Source organism: Cellulosimicrobium sp. Marseille-Q8652, assembly GCF_965112045.1.
This window is the reverse complement of the sequence record NZ_CBCOPS010000001.1, coordinates 1810040-1824306: the sequence shown is the minus strand read 5'-3', so window position 1 is coordinate 1824306 and position 14267 is coordinate 1810040. Positions and strand designations below refer to the sequence as shown.

Annotated in this window: 13 protein-coding genes; 3 read left to right on the top strand and 10 right to left on the bottom strand. The window is 75.1% G+C overall.

The genetic code is table 11. The features are described from left to right. Positions 1-370: 370 nt before the first annotated feature. The 6 genes from ACWPWV_RS08040 to ACWPWV_RS08015 all read right to left on the bottom strand — a co-directional run bounded on the left by ACWPWV_RS08040 (position 371) and on the right by ACWPWV_RS08015 (position 7768). Positions 371-1351: a sugar phosphate isomerase/epimerase family protein gene (locus ACWPWV_RS08040; RefSeq protein WP_454042397.1), complete on the bottom strand. Its 981-nt coding sequence runs from the start codon at positions 1349-1351 to the stop codon at positions 371-373. A 204-nt stretch (positions 1352-1555) separates the two neighbouring features. Further along, the gene (locus tag ACWPWV_RS08035) at positions 1556-4510 is read right to left on the bottom strand and encodes an FAD-binding and (Fe-S)-binding domain-containing protein (RefSeq protein ID WP_454042396.1); all 2955 of its coding nucleotides are present in this window, start codon (positions 4508-4510) and stop codon (positions 1556-1558) included. Further along, positions 4507-5394 carry a MurR/RpiR family transcriptional regulator gene (locus ACWPWV_RS08030; protein ID WP_454042395.1) on the bottom strand — a complete coding sequence of 296 codons (888 nt, stop codon included), beginning with the start codon at positions 5392-5394 and terminating at the stop codon, positions 4507-4509. The genes ACWPWV_RS08035 and ACWPWV_RS08030 overlap by 4 nt, the downstream gene beginning before the upstream one ends. Further along, positions 5384-6478: an N-acetylglucosamine kinase gene (locus ACWPWV_RS08025; RefSeq protein WP_454042394.1), complete on the bottom strand. Its 1095-nt coding sequence runs from the start codon at positions 6476-6478 to the stop codon at positions 5384-5386. Before ACWPWV_RS08025 ends, ACWPWV_RS08030 begins: the two co-directional genes overlap by 11 nt. An 82-nt stretch (positions 6479-6560) precedes the next feature. Beyond that, positions 6561-7061 (bottom strand): ATP-binding protein, encoded by a 501-nt coding sequence (locus tag ACWPWV_RS08020; protein WP_454042393.1) that lies wholly within the window; start codon positions 7059-7061, stop codon positions 6561-6563. A gap of 77 nt (positions 7062-7138) precedes the next feature. Continuing rightward, positions 7139-7768: a uridine kinase gene (locus tag ACWPWV_RS08015; RefSeq protein WP_454042392.1), complete on the bottom strand. Its 630-nt coding sequence runs from the start codon at positions 7766-7768 to the stop codon at positions 7139-7141. Between the two features lie 149 nt (positions 7769-7917). Here ACWPWV_RS08015 and ACWPWV_RS08010 point away from each other — a divergent pair, with 149 nt between their 5' ends. Next, positions 7918-8709, top strand: a complete 792-nt coding sequence (locus ACWPWV_RS08010; protein ID WP_454042391.1) for a CPBP family glutamic-type intramembrane protease — start codon at positions 7918-7920, stop codon at positions 8707-8709. Positions 8710-8728: 19 nt separating this feature from the next. On the opposite strand, the gene ACWPWV_RS08005 is transcribed toward ACWPWV_RS08010, so the two are convergent. Continuing rightward, complete coding sequence (locus ACWPWV_RS08005; RefSeq protein WP_454042390.1) at positions 8729-9454, bottom strand: DNA alkylation repair protein; 726 nt, start codon at positions 9452-9454, stop codon at positions 8729-8731. 1 nt (position 9455) lies between these two features. Next, positions 9456-10223, bottom strand: coding sequence for an SDR family NAD(P)-dependent oxidoreductase (locus tag ACWPWV_RS08000; RefSeq protein ID WP_454042389.1), 768 nt, complete (start codon positions 10221-10223; stop codon positions 9456-9458). Positions 10224-10383: 160 nt separating this feature from the next. Between ACWPWV_RS08000 and ACWPWV_RS07995 the strand changes: the two genes are divergently transcribed. Beyond that, positions 10384-10866, top strand: coding sequence for a glutathione peroxidase (locus ACWPWV_RS07995; protein ID WP_454042388.1), 483 nt, complete (start codon positions 10384-10386; stop codon positions 10864-10866). A 25-nt stretch (positions 10867-10891) separates the two neighbouring features. Continuing rightward, positions 10892-12082: an MFS transporter gene (locus tag ACWPWV_RS07990; RefSeq protein ID WP_454042387.1), complete on the top strand. Its 1191-nt coding sequence runs from the start codon at positions 10892-10894 to the stop codon at positions 12080-12082. An 80-nt stretch (positions 12083-12162) separates the two neighbouring features. Here the strand turns inward: ACWPWV_RS07990 and ACWPWV_RS07985 are convergent, their stop codons facing one another. Then, on the bottom strand, positions 12163-12438 hold the full coding sequence (locus tag ACWPWV_RS07985; protein ID WP_454042386.1) for a GlsB/YeaQ/YmgE family stress response membrane protein: 276 nt from the start codon (positions 12436-12438) through the stop codon (positions 12163-12165). 95 nt (positions 12439-12533) lie between these two features. Beyond that, the gene (locus tag ACWPWV_RS07980; RefSeq protein WP_454042385.1) at positions 12534-14258 is read right to left on the bottom strand and encodes an alpha/beta hydrolase; all 1725 of its coding nucleotides are present in this window, start codon (positions 14256-14258) and stop codon (positions 12534-12536) included. Positions 14259-14267 lie beyond the last annotated feature (9 nt).

Below are 14267 nucleotides of genomic sequence, written 5' to 3'. Positions count from 1 at the left end.
CCTGTGAGGGGTCATCCGGACCGGGTCGCCCCCGTCGCGCCAACGACGGGATCAGGTGGCCCGGTCTGTGTGTGTGCTGGTGGGCGCGGATGAGCGCCGTGCGTCGTGTCCTCCTCGTCTCGACGTCGAGCGGGGCTCCTGCACGTCGGCGTGCGGGAGGAACTGCGCTCCGAGCACCGTGCGCGGTCCGCGGAGCGGGCGGCCACGGGTCCTTCACCTACCACCCGGTCGTTATCCTACGGACCTTCTGTCAGGTGTCAATCAAAAGTTGGAAGCCGGTCGTTATTGAGACCTGGGGCCTCTCCGGACGCGACGATCCCCGCAGCGCCCTGGGTCCCAGGGTGCTGCGGGGATCGTGGGGTGCCGGCCCTCAGCCGCGCAGACCGAGCAGCGCCGCGTAGCTGCGCTCCGCGTTGCCGAACGAGTCGACCGGGTTCGGCGGTACCGCCGTCGTGGGGGCGTTGTCCTGCTCCCAGATGCCGTACCGCGTGCCGCGCGCCTTCGTGGCCCGGAGGAACTCGCGGTAGGGCAGGTCGCCCGCGTCGAACTCGATGATGTCGAACCCGTTGGGGTTCGCGGCGTTGCGGTCGCCGTCCTTCAGGTGCAGCAGCGGATAGCGGTGCGGGTTGTCCCGGACGTAGTCGATCGGCTCGAAGCCCGGGAAGCGGTACTGACCGACGAAGGCCCAGTACACGTCCATCTCGAGGAACACCGTCCGCGGGTCCGTGTTGTCGAAGAAGACGTCGTAGAGGCGCACGTCCGGCTGGTCCGTCGCGAACGCGAACTCACCGGCGTGGTTGTGCTGGTAGAGCTTGAGGCCCGCCGCGCGCGCCTGCTCCCCCCACGCGTTGAACTCGTCGGCCGCCGCGCGGTACCCGTCGACCGTGTTGACGTTGGTCGGCGCGTTCGCGGTCCCGACGTGCGGCATGCCGAGGACGTTGGCGATCTCGAGCTGGCGCGGGAGGTCGTTGCGCAGCGCGTTGAGGCCGACGTGCGAACCGACGGCGCTGAGCCCGTTGTCGTCGAGGAGCTGCCGGATCTCCTCCGGCGTGATCGGCCCGACCTGGCCCTGGTTGTAGCCCGCGAACTCGATCTCGGAGTACCCGATGTCGGCGAGCTGCTCGAAGACCGCGCGGAACCCGAGGCTCGAGACCTTGTCGCGGATCGAGTACAGCTGGATGCCGATCTTGCCGGGCGGCAGCAGCCGGCCGTTGCCGGCTGCCGCGAGCGGCCCGGCGGTGGGTGTCGCCGCGCTCGCCGCCGGGGCGGCGGCGGCACCGAGGCCGACGGCCACGGTCGACGTCGCGAGCGCCTTGATGAGGCTCCGACGTGTCATCTGGGACGTGCTCATCGTCTCTCCTTCGAGGGATGACCGATCTGTGTCCTTGCTGGTCGGGGCGTCGTGCCCCGGGGCCGATCCTCCTCGTCTCGCCGTCGAGCGGGGGCTCTCGCACGTCGTCGTGCGAGAGGGGCGACCTCGGCGTCCGGCGCAGCGTGCGCCGTGGTCGGTCCGGACTGCGCGGGCGGCCGGTCGACCGACCACCCGGTCGACATCCTACGAGGGTCCGTCGAGAGCCGTTCCGGACGTGCGGGCCGGGCGCGCCGGACGGGTCGACTCCTCCAGCAGCTCGAGGACGTGGACGTAGTCGTGGCCCGTGGCGCGGGACATGCCCGTCTCGCACGTCCGGTTGCTCGACACGTAGGCGTCGAATCGTCCTGCCGGCAGCGCCGCGGCACGGCGCGCGACCTCGGCGCTCTCCGCGTGCGTCGCCGCCGCCGTCAGCTCGGGGTGCAGCATCCCGCGGTCGCCGGCGAACCCGCAGCAGCCCCACGCGGCCGGAACCTCCACGCGCTCCGCGACGGCCGCGGCGACCGCCCGCAGGTCGTCGACGGCACCGAGGTGCACGGTCGCGCACGTGGGGTGCACGACGACGTCCCCCAGCCTCGCGACCTCGACGCCCCGGTCCGCGAGGGCGGGCAGGACGTCGGTGCGCACGAAGGTCACGGCGTCGACGAACCGGAGCCTCGACCACCGCCCGTGGGCCTCGGGGTCGTGCGCCAGCCGGTGCCCCGACTCGACGAGGCCGTGCGTGCAGCTCGACGCGTCGCACACGACGGGCAGCTCGCCCTCGCGCGTGGCCGCCCACAGCGCGTCGAGCACGCGGCGCGCCATGGTGGCCGCGCCGTCGGGCAGGCCCTTGGACGACCACGGCGTGCCGCAGCACAGGCCACCCACCCCGGCGGGGACGACGAGCCCGACACCTGCGCGCTCGCACACCGCGCGCAGCGCGGCACCGGCGCCGGGCCCGCCCGCCGCGGGCGCGAACATCTCCCCCGTGCACGACGCGAACAGCACCGCGCGCACCTCGGGGTCCGGGCGCGCGGACGCCCCGGGAACCTCCGGCCTCGGCTCGCGGCGCGGGCCCGGGCCGGGGAGGTCGTCGTCGGCGAGCGGCACGGCGTCGGCACCGAGGAGCGCCCGGCCGACCTGCGACGCCCCGCGCACGAGCGGCGTCGGCAGCGCGTCGGCGACGGCGAGCGCGCCGCGCACGCCCGTGAGGACGCCGCCCCAGCGCTCGGCGGCGACCTCTCCCCCGCGGCGGGCGAGCGGACCGTGAGCCCGGGCGCGGTGACCCTTCATCACGGTGCCGGTGTCGATGCCGACCGGGCACGCCTCGACGCACAGCGAGTCGACGGCGCACGTCTGCACGGCCTGGTACCCGTAGTCGCGCTCGAGCTCGGCGCGCTCCGCCGGGCTCGCGGACGACATCTCCTTGAGCAGCGCGATGCGCTGGCGGGGCGTCGTCGTGACGGTGCGCGACGGGCAGCCCGGCTCGCAGTAGCCGCACTCGACGCAGCGGTCCACGAGCGCGGCGTCCTCGCCGCCCGCCGACGCCTCGACCTTGAGGTTCCGCAGGTGCTCCTCGGGGTCGTCGCTGAGCACGACGCCCGGGTTGAGCAGGCCCTGCGGGTCGAGCAGCCGCTTGACCTCGCGCATGACGTCGTAGAGCTCGTCGCCGTACTGGCGTCGCACGAACGGCGCCATGATGCGGCCCGTGCCGTGCTCCGCCTTGAGCGTCCCGCCGTGGTCGAGGACGAGGTCCACGAGGTCCTCGCTGAAGGCGGCGTAGCGGGCGAGCTCCGCGCGGTCGCCGAGCCGCGGCGTGATCATGAAGTGCAGGTTGCCGTCCTTGGCGTGCCCGAACGTCACGGCGTCGTCGTACCCGTGGCGCGCGAAGACCCCGGAGAGGTCGCGCACCGTCGCGGTGAGGTCGGCGACGGGCACCGCGACGTCCTCCAGGAGCGCGGTGCTCCCCGCCGGCCGTGCGCCCGCGACCGCCGTGTAGAGGCCCTTGCGCACGCGCCACAGCCGCTCGCGCGTCGCCGGGTCCGTCGTGAGGACGGCCGGGACCGCCGTCGTCGTGGAGCCCGCGAGCCCGTCGACGACGTCACGGGCCGCCTCCTGCAGCGGAGCCAGCGCCTCGGCCGTGGCGGCGCGGTACTCGACGAGCAGCGCGGTCTGCTCCGTGATGCCGGGTCCCGCGGCGAGTGCGCGCATCGAGGGGTCCGCGGCCGGGTCGACGGCGGCCACCCGCAGCGACGCGGCGTCGAGCAGCTCGACCGCCTCGGCGCCCGACGCCGTGAGCGGGACGAGGGCGTCGGTCGCGCGCTCGATCGAGTCGAGCACGAGGAGCGTGGTCGCGGCGTGGGTGAGCAGCGGGACGGTGCGGAACGTGACGTCGGCGACCCAGCCGAGCGTCCCCTCGGACCCGATCATCAGGTGCTCGAGGACCCGCACCGGCTCGTCGTGGTCGAGCAGCGCGTTGACCGAGTAGCCCATCGTGTTCTTCATCGCGAACTGACGCTCGATCTCGGCGCGCGCGGTCGCGCTCGCCCGCACCCGGTCGCGCAGCGCGGCGAGGCCCGCGTGGACGTCGGGGCGGACGGCGCGCAAACGGGCGTCCGCGTCCGGGGCGCCCGTGTCGAGCACCGTGCCGTCGGCGAGCACGACCGTCATCGACTCGACGGTCCGGTACGCGGTGCGCGCCGTGCCCGAGGACATCCCGCTCGAGTTGTTCGCGACGACCCCGCCGATCGTGCACGCGATCTCGCTCGCGGGGTCCGGTCCCAGGCGCCGGCCGTGCCGGAGCAGGTGCGCGTTGACGAGCCGGAGCGTGGCGCCGGGCTCGCACCGCACGCGCGCGCCGCCGTCGAGCACCTCGACGCGCGTGAACCGCGTGCGCGTGTCGACGAGCATCCCGCCGCCCGACGCCTGCCCGGACAGGCTCGTCCCGCCCGACCGGAACGTCACGGGCAGACCGCGCCGGTGCGCCTCGCGGAGCGCGGCGACGACGCCGCCCCGGTCGTGCGCCCGGACGACGACGTCGGGCCGCAGCAGGTAGTGCGAGGCGTCGTGCGCGTGCGCGACCCGGGTCAGCAGGTCGGTGCGCAGCTCGAACCCCGGCCCGGCCTGTGCGGGCCGGCCGGTCCGGGACCGGCGGGACGTCACGGGCGGGCCCGGCGCTCGTACCCGAGGCGGTGCGGCTGGACCGCCTCGTAGGTCGCCCGGAGGTTCTCCGTGGTGCGCTCGAACAGCCGCTGCGCGACGCGCACGAAGAGGAAGTCCACGATCGCGAGCTGCGCGATGCGGCTCGACAGCGCCCCGGAGCGGAACTGGGTCTCGCGCGCGGTCGTCGTGAGGACGAGGTCGGCGTGCCCGACCAGGGGCGACTCGGGGAAGTTGGTGACGGCGACGGTCGTCGCGCCCCGCTCGTGCGCGATGCGCAGCGCGTGGTTCGTCTCGACCGTGAGCCCGCTGTGCGAGACGCCGAGCGCCACCGCGCCCGGCCCGAGGAGCGCCGCGGACTGGAGCTGCACGTGCGGGTCCGGCGACGCGAAGCACACGAGCCCGATGCGCTGGAGCTTCTGCGCGAGGTCCTGCGCGGTGAGGCCGCTCGACCCGACGCCGAACAGGTCGATGCGCGGCGCCGCCGCCACCGCGGCCGCGACGGCCTCGAGCGCCTCGAGGTCGAGCGCGCGCGCCGTCTCCTCGATGGTCCGCGCCTCGTGGAAGGCGATCTTCTCGACGACGTCCTGCACGGTGTCGTCCGGGTCGATCTCGCCGTGCGCGACGTTCGCGCGCTCCTGCTCGACGGCGCGGCGGCTCGTCGCCTGGGCGAGGTCGATGCGGAACTCGGGGTAGCCGGCATAGCCCACCGCGCGGCAGAACCGGACGACGGTCGCCTGGGACGTGCCGACGTGCGCGGCGAGCTCCGTGATCGTCTTGCCGACCACCGCGGTGGGGTCGTCGAGCACCGCCTGCGCGATGCGCGCCTCGGCGGGGCGCAGCGTGGGCAGGGCCTGGCGGATGCGGACGAGACCGTCAGCGGCCATCGGGATCCTCCTCGACGAGGTCGGTGTGCGGTGCGGGGCGGGTGGGGCCGGAGACGCTGAGCCACGGCTCGTGCCCGACGACGGCGGCCGGGTCGTGCGCGAGCCGGCCGGCGAGGAGCAGCGCGCCGTCCAGCGGCGTGCCCGCCGCCGGGACGAGCTCGACGTCGGGCCGCAGCACGGCGAGGCGCGCGCGGAAGGGGCCGGTGAGGAGCGTGCCGGCCTCCAGGACGCCGCCGGTCGCCGCCGCGCGCGGCGGGACGCCCTCGACGAGGGCCGCGGCGAGCGTCGTCGCGAGGTGGGTCCCCGCGCCCGCGAGGACCTGCCGGGCCACGGGGTCCCCGGCGTGCGCGACGGCCGCGACGTCGGGCGTGAAGGACGCGAGCACCTGGGCCCGGTCGGCGCGCGTGTACAGCTGCGCGGGCCACGTGGGCACGGCCCCGAACCGGGCGGTCGCGGCGTCGAGCAGGGCGGCGGAGCCGCCGCTCGGGCGTCCGTCGTGCGCGGCGGCGGCCGCGCGCAGGCCCTGCGCACCGATCCACGACCCCGCGCCGAGGTCGCCGAGCAGGTGTCCCCAGCCGTCGACCCGCTGCCACGTCGTGCGCAGGTCCGTGCCGAGCGCGATCGCTCCCGTCCCTGCCGCCACGACCGCTCCCCCGCGCCCGCCCAGCGCCCCGAGGTGTGCGGTCAGCGCGTCGGCCGCGACGGCCGAGCGGAAGCCCGGTCCGTCGGGCGCCTCGGGCGCGTCGGGCGCATCAGGCATCGCGAGGCCCTCGCGGAGCGCGGTGTGCAGGACGGCGGGGTCGCGGACGAGCGTCGCGAGCCCTGTCGCCCCGACCGCGGCGGCCCGGACGTCGGCCACGTGCGGCGCGTCGGCGCGCAGACGGGCGAGCAGCTCCCGGACGACGTCCACCGCGTCGCTCCCGTCGGGCCGGACGGCGACGGGGCGACCGGCGAGGACGACGTCGGTCGGCGCAGCACCGGGGGCGGGCAGCGCCGTGGACGACCGGCGCGCGACGAGCCGGCTCCCGGAGCCGCCGACGTCGAGCGCGACGATCCAGGCGGCGTCGCCAGCAGGATTCGGCACGACCCCATTGTGGCACAAACTTTCACGTCGGGGTGTGCCCGTGGAGAAATTCGCCAGGACCCAGCGGTCCCGCCGAGTCCTGTCAGCGTAGCGCCGGGTCGACCTCGTGGTGGCGGTCCACGGGGAACGTCACCCAGACGTTCTTCGTCGTCCCGGTCGTGTACCAGCCCACGTCGAGCGCGAGCTGCCGCGCCAGGTGGAGGCCCATGCCGCCGGCACCCGGCACCCGCTCCCCGGCGTACACCGGAGGCACTCCCCGCTCGTGGTCGGCGATGTCCAGGAGCCAGAGGTCGTCGTCCCGCGAGAGGCTCACCACCGTGGGAGGCAGTCCGTGCTCGAGGGCGTTCGTGGCCAGCTCGGACGCGACGAGCACGACCTTCTCCGGCGTCTGCGCGAGACCGGCGTCCGGTCCGGACTCCGCCTGGCCGAGCACCTCGCCGAGCTCACGGCGCAGCGCCGACAGGCCGTCGAGCGAGTCGAGGCGCCAGCTCCGGACGGGCACGAAGTTGGCGGGCGGGCGGGACACCGGCAGGCCGGCATCGGTCGTGGGGACGGCGAGCGGCTCGACAGCAGGACGGGTCATGAGGACTCCTTCGCTCGGCGGGCAAGGTTCGAGAGTTCCACGAGCGGGGCGCTCGTGCACGGTGGAGCAACCCGTCGTCACCGTTCGACGAGCGCGGGGTGCCGGGCGTCGTCGACCCGGACCACCACGTCCGCGACCTGCTCCGGCACGACCTCGGTCGCGTACCGCGCGTAGGCCCGCAGCGTCCACGCGTCCGCCGCGGCGGTCCGGCGCTCGACCGTCGCCGGCCGGAGCGCGAGGTGGACCGCGAGGTCCGTCACGAGTCCGCGACCGAGCGACAGCGACCCGTCGAGCACGACCACCAGCCCGGGTTCCGCCTCGACGTACGCCGCGCGCGTCGCGCGGTCCGTCACGGGGTCGCGCAGGCTCGGGACGTACCGGCCCCGGCCGCCCGCACCGACCGCGTCGAGCACCTCGCGGTTCAGGCCCGCGACGTCGATCCGGTCCTCGAGCAGCGCGTCCGGGTCCTGGCGTCCGCGCTCGAGCCGCAGCGACGCGGCCCGCCAGAAGTCCGCGACGTGCAGCCGGGCGACCGGCCTGCCCGCGGCGCGCAACGGGTCGGCGAGCGCGTCGGCGAGCGCCTCCGGTCGGGTCGAGGGATGCCCGTCGACGAGCACGCGCAGGGCGCCGGGTCCGACCGGGCGGGCGAGCACGACGTCGACCACGCGTCGCACGAGGACGTCCTCGGACACCGGTTCGACGCGCACGGAGCCAGCATCGCACCGCGCGCGGTGGGAGGCGTCGCAGGGCCGGGTGAGCGACCGGGCGAGCGGTCGGGGCGTCCGCGTCCCATACTGCTCGGGGCGCCCGCACCGGCCGCGCCGCAGTGCGCCCACCGTCACCCAGGAGAACCACCATGAGCAGTGCGGCACCGGCCGGCGACGGCACGACCCTCGCCGCGAGCGGCACCCCCGCCCGCGGTCGCGACTTCCCCCTCTACGCCGGTGACCCGCGGCGGCTCACGGGCGTCCAGTGGGCGGTGCTCCTCGGAGCGTGGCTCGTGGCCGCCGCGTGCGACCTGCTCGTCGGCGTGCCGGGACCGCCCTGGCTGAGCATCGTGGTGCGCGGCCTCCTGTTCGCCGGCCTGCCGCTGCTCGCCCTCGCGTGGGCACTGGGGGGCCTGCGCGCGGCGTGGGGCACGCTCTTCCGCCGGGTGCGCGGTCGCGACGTCGGCCTCATGGTCGGGTTCGCGGTGCTCAACGTCGTCGTGACGTTCCTGGTGGGCGTGCTCGTGTCGTCCCTGTTCGAGGCCACCCCCAACCCGACGGGCGCGGCGCTCGCCGACCTCGGGGCGGGCGACCGGATCGCGTACTTCCTCAGCATGGTCCCGCAGCTGGTCGGCGAGGAGGTCTTCACGGTCGTGCCGTTCCTGGCCGTGCTGACCCTGGCGACCGTCGCGTGGCGCTTGGGCCGACGCGCCTCGGTCACGGTCGCCGTCGCCGTCGCCGCCGTGATCTTCGCGCTGATCCACCTGCCGACGTACGACTGGAACCTGCTGCAGTGCCTGCTCATCATCGGCGTGGCGCGCGTCATCCTCTTCGTCCCCTACCTGCTGACGAAGAACCTCGCGGTCTCGGCGGGCGCGCACGTCCTCAACGACTGGACGCTCTTCGGCCTCGGGCTGCTCGGTTCGGGGACGGTCGGCTGACGCGCGGTCGGGCGCGCGCTCAGGTCGGCGACGACGTGGCCCACGCCCTGCGCTCCGCGGGGGGCAACTTCTCGACGGCGGCCCGCAGCGTCGGGCGCGGCATCGTCGCGGCGTGCTCGTCGAGGAACGCACGGAACCTCTCCGGCTCGACGTCGCCGACGACGCGCAGCATCCAGCCGACGCCCTTCTGGACGAACGGCTCCGGGTCGTCGTGCAGGATCTCGGCGAGGCGGAGCGTGTCGTCGACCTGGCCCTTGCGCAGGAACGCGGCCGTCGCGACGACCGCGGTCCGGCGGCGCGGCCAGTCGGGGGCGCGCGCGAGGTCGTAGAGCGGGTCCCGAGGCCGGTCCAGGAGCCAGGTCCCGAGCACCTGGTGGGCCGTGAGGTCGACGAGGTCCCACGCGTCGACGCGGTCGTGGCGCCGCAGCAGGAGCCCGACGAGCTCGGCGTGGCGGGCCGGGTCGACGCGACGGGCGGTGGACGCCTTGCCCATGATCGAGCACGCGCCGGCCCGCACCTCGTGGACGGGGTCCTCGAGGAGGCGCTCGATCTCCGCGACGGGCATCGCGAGCGAGCGCTTCGCGAGCGTGAAGACGTCGCCCATGCGCACGCCGGCGAACGAGGCGTCGCCGGGGAAGAACCGCGCGTACTGGCGCTTCTGCTCGCGCGTGGCCTGCGAGAGCAGCTCGGCGCGGAACGTGGCGGCGTCGAGCGCGGGGGCGGTGGTCGCCGGGTCGGGTCGCATGTCAGCGCGGCGCCATCCGGATCGCCCCGTCGAGGCGGATCACCTCGCCGTTGAGCATGGGGTTCTCGACGATCGACCGCACGAGCCGCGCGTACTCCTCGGGCCGCCCGAGCCGGCTCGGGTGCGGCACCTGCGCGGCGAGGGACTCCTGGGCCTCCTCGGGCAGCGACGCCATCATCGGCGTCCGGAAGATGCCGGGGGCGATCGTCATGACGCGGATGCGGTGCTGGGCCAGGTCCCGCGCGAGCGGGAGGGTCAGCCCCGCGACACCGGCCTTCGACGCCGCGTACGCGGCCTGCCCGACCTGACCGTCGGTCGCGGCGACGGACGCGGTCTGCACGACGACGCCGCGCTCCTCGCCGTCGGGCAGGAGGTCGAGCGCGACCATCCGCTCGGCCGCGAGCCGCACGACGTTGAACGTGCCGACGAGGTTCACCTCGACGACGCGCCGGAACGCGTCGAGCGCGTGCACGCCCTGCTTGCCCAGCACGCGCTGCGCGAGGACGATCCCGGCGCAGCTCACGACGACGCGCGCGCCGCCCAGGTCGTCCGCGACGTCGAGAGCTCGCGCGACGTCGTCCTCGTCCGTCACGTCGGCGGGGACGAAGCGCGCGGCGTCGCCCAGGGCCTCGGCGACCGCGGCCCCGTCGGACGACGCGAGGTCCGCGACGACCACGCGCGCGCCCGCGGCGACCAGACCCTCCGCCGTCGCGCGCCCGAGCCCGGACGCTCCCCCCGTCACGAGCGCCACCGTGCCGTCGATCCGCATGCCGTCTCCTCCGCAGCCAGCCGGGCCACGTCGCCCGTCCCCCACGACCGTACCGAGGTCGACCCGTCCGTCGCGACGTCGACCGTCGGGCGCTCGGTCCCGGAGCCCCCCTGGTCCGTCCCGGGGCGGACCGGCGTCGCGACGGGTGCAGGATGGCAGCATGACCCTCTACGACATCCCGTTCCAGGCGATGGACGGCTCGACCCGCACCCTCGGCGAGCACCGCGACGACGTGGTCCTCGTCGTCAACGTCGCGTCACGGTGCGGTCTCGCACCGCAGTACGCGACGCTCGAGACGATGCAGAAGGAGTACGGCGACCGCGGGTTCCAGGTCATCGGCTTCCCGAGCAACCAGTTCCTCCAGGAGCTCGGCAGCAACGAGGCGATCCAGGAGTTCTGCTCCGTGACGTACGGCGTGACGTTCCCCGTGGTCGACCGCGTGCGCGTCAACGGTCGCAACGAGCACCCGCTGTACACGGAGCTCAAGAAGACGCCCGACGCCGAGGGCAAGGCCGGCCGCGTGACGTGGAACTTCGAGAAGTTCGTCGTGCTCCCGGGCGGCGCGGTGCACCGCTTCCGGCCGCGCACCCTCCCCGACGACCCGGCGATCGTCGGGCTGGTCGAGGCGCACCTGCCGCGCTGAGCGGCCCGCCCGGTACGCTCGCCCGATGACACGGCCAGCCGTCCGCGGGGGCATCCGCGAGGCCGCCGGAGGCATCGTCGCGCTGAGCCTCGCGACGTTCGTCGCGATCACGACCGAGCTCGTGCCGATCGGCCTCCTCCCCCTGATCAGCACCGATCTCGACGTCACGGAGTCGCTCGCCGGCCTGCTCGTGACGGCCTACGCGCTCATGGTCGCCGCGCTCGCCGTGCCGCTGACGCTCGGCACGCGCCGGCTCCCGCGCAAGGGGCTGCTGCTCACGACGCTCGTCGTCTACACGCTGAGCAACGTGCTCGTCGCGATCGCGCCGACGTTCGCCGTCGTGGCGGCGGCGCGGGCGCTCGGCGGCGCGTCGCACGCCGTGTTCTTCTCGGTCAGCATCGGGTACGCGTCGCGCCTCGTCCGGCCGCACCTGACGGGTCGGTCGCTCGCCCTCGTGACCTCGGGCGCGTCCGCCGGGTTCGTGCTCGGCGTCCCGCTGTCGACCGCGCTCGGGGCCGCCGTGGGCTGGCGTGCCTCGTTCGCCGTCCTCGCCGGGGTCTGCGCGGCGACGACGCTCCTCATCGCGTGGCTGCTCCCGCCCGTGCCCGGCGGGGGCGCACCGCCCGCCGACGCCGCGCGGTCGGCCCGCCGTGCGGCGCTCGCCGTCGTGGTCACGACCAACGCCCTGACCTACCTGGGCCAGTACACGGTGTACACGTACGTGTCCGTGCTGCTGCTGGCGGCCGGCCTCACCGAGTCCGCGCTCGGCCCGGCGCTGCTCGTGCTCGGCGCGCTCGGGCTGCTCGGGACCGCGTTCGCCGCGGCGCGTCTCGACCACCGGCCGCGACGCACCACGGTCGTCATGCTCGTCGCCGTCGGGGGCGGGATGCTCGCGCTCGGGCTGACCTTCCCCGGCCTGGTGGGCGTGCTCGTCGCGACGGCGGTCTGGAGCGCGGGGTTCGGCGGCGTCGCGTCGGTCTTCCAGTCGGCGGCCATCAAGGCCCACGGCGCCTCGCCCGACATGACGGGCGCGCTCGTCAACACGACGGCGAACGTCGGCATCGGCGGCGGGGCCGCGATCGGCGCGCTCGTCCTCGCCGGCGCCGGGCTCGAGGTCGTGCCGTTCGTCGGGGCCGCGATGATCCTCGCGGCGCTCGTCGTCGTGCTCGTGGCGAGGCGCGCGTTCCCCGCCGGCCCGACATCGGGGGATGGGTAGGTCCGGCCACGCGGGCGTGCCCACGAGAAGGGCCCGGTCCTCGCCGTCGACGACGACGAGGACCGGGCCCGGACGACAGGTCAGGCGCGGCGACGGCGGCGGTTGCCGTTCGTCAGGGCTCCGTAGAGCCCGAGCGTGATGAGCGAGCCGAAGAGCGCGAGCAGCCAGGTGCGGAAGTCGCCCAGGTCGCCCAGCGTGGTGCCGAAGAACTCCGCCCCGAGCCAGCCGCCGAGCAGCGCGCCGAGGATCCCGAGGACGATGGTGATGACGAGAGAGCTGGTCTGCTTGCCGGGCAGCACGGCACGCGCGACGAGTCCCGCGACGAGGCCGAGCACGATGTAGGCGAGCCAACCCATGATGAGTCTCCGTTTCATCCGGTGTGCGCGGTTTTTCCGCGAGCCAGGACGATCCCAGATCGGGACGGTCCCCGCATCCCGGACGCGGCGGAGGCTCAGCCCGGTGGCAGCGTCGACGCCTCGCCCAGCGGGACCGTGGGGGTCTCGAACGGCACGACGTCCTGGGCGCACGAGGCACCGTCCGTCGCCTCGCCGTCCACGAGGTAGCGAGCCACCGCCTGGTCCGCGCACGCGCTCTTGCCGACGACCGTGTGGCCCCAGCCCTCGACCGTGAGCACGCGGGCGTCGGGCCACCGGTCGGCGTAGGGCTGCGTGAAGCCGTACGGGGTCGCCGGGTCGTAGCGGGTGCCGATCACGAGGACGGGCGTCTGCGTCGTCTGGTCCCACGGCCCGGTGAAGGCGTCCTCGTCGTGCGCCGCGACGAACTCGCACTGCACGCCCACCCAGCCCCGCAGCCGGCCGAAGTGCGGGTACTGCGCGTCGAGGGCGTCGACCTTCGCGGGGTACTGCCAGGGTCGTCCCGGCGTCGTGGTGTCGACGCACAGGCTCGCGAGCGCGCCGCCGATCGACGGGTAGTCCTCGGCCCAGCCGGCGCGGCGCAGGAGCTCGCCGAGCGAGGGCAGGGCACCGAGAGCGCGCGGCTGGCGGGCGGCTGCCGGCGGCTCGACGGCGCCGCTCATCACCGCGAGCTGCGCGAGCGTCAGGTCGAGGTCGCCCCACGCGACGGGCTCGTAGAGGTACGAGAACACGAGAGCGACGGTGTCGTCGTAGCCGATCTCGGTGGTGCTTCCGTCGGGCATCGGCACGGACACCGGCCGCGCCTCCAGGGCGGCGTACGTGGCCTCGACCACCTCGGCCGGGTCCCCGAGCGACGCGAGCGCGCAGGTCGCGGGACCGGCCTCCGCGCACAGCCGGGCGAACTCGCCGAACGTCTCGGTCGCGCCCGCGGCCTGGCCGATGCGCGCCCCGACGAGCTCCTTCGAGCCCACGCCCGACCACGCCTCGACGTCCATCGTCCCGTCGAGCACCATCGCGCGGACCCGGTCCGGGAAGAGCGCGGCGTACGTCGCGCCGAGCACGGTCCCGTACGAGTAGCCGACGTAGGACAGCCGGTCGTCGCCCACGGCCTGGCGCAGGAGGTCCATGTCGCGGGCGACGTTCGCGGTCGACGACGAGGAGATGCGGTCGCCCGAGAAGAGGGAGCAGCCCGCCCCGAGGACGGCCACCTGCCCGAGGAACCGCGCCTCCTCGCGCGCCGTCACGGGGAACGCGGGCAGGCCCGCGAGGAACGCCTCCTCCCGCCCGGCGTCGCGGAAGCACGTCGCCGGGTCCGACGTCCCGACGGCGCGCGGGTCGAACCCGATGACGTCGTACGCCGCGAGGACCTCCTCGTCGAACAGCGAGCCGCCCAGGAGGTGCAGCGTCTCGACGCCCGGGCCACCCGGGCCGCCGAAGTTGGTGAACAGGCTCCCGACCCGCGCCTCGGGGTCGCTCGCGGGCAGCCGCGTGAGGCCGATCGTCGTCGTGCGGCCCTGCGGGCGGTCGTAGTCCGTCGGGACCTCGACGGTCGCGCAGTCGAACGCGTCGAGCCCCTCGCCCTCGCACGGACCCCACGCGACCTCCGGCACGGGCGCGTCGACCTGGCCCGCCGTCGTCGGGCCTCCGTCACTGCTTCCCGACGGCGCGCTGCCGGTCCCGCGCGGTGGGTCACCCCCCGGCCCGGCGACGGCCGCGGCGGGCAGGCCGCCCAGGAGGAGGACCGCCGCCAGCGTGGACGCTGCGGCGCGGACAGCTCGTGTCGTCGTCGATCGCGAAGTCATGACCAGCAC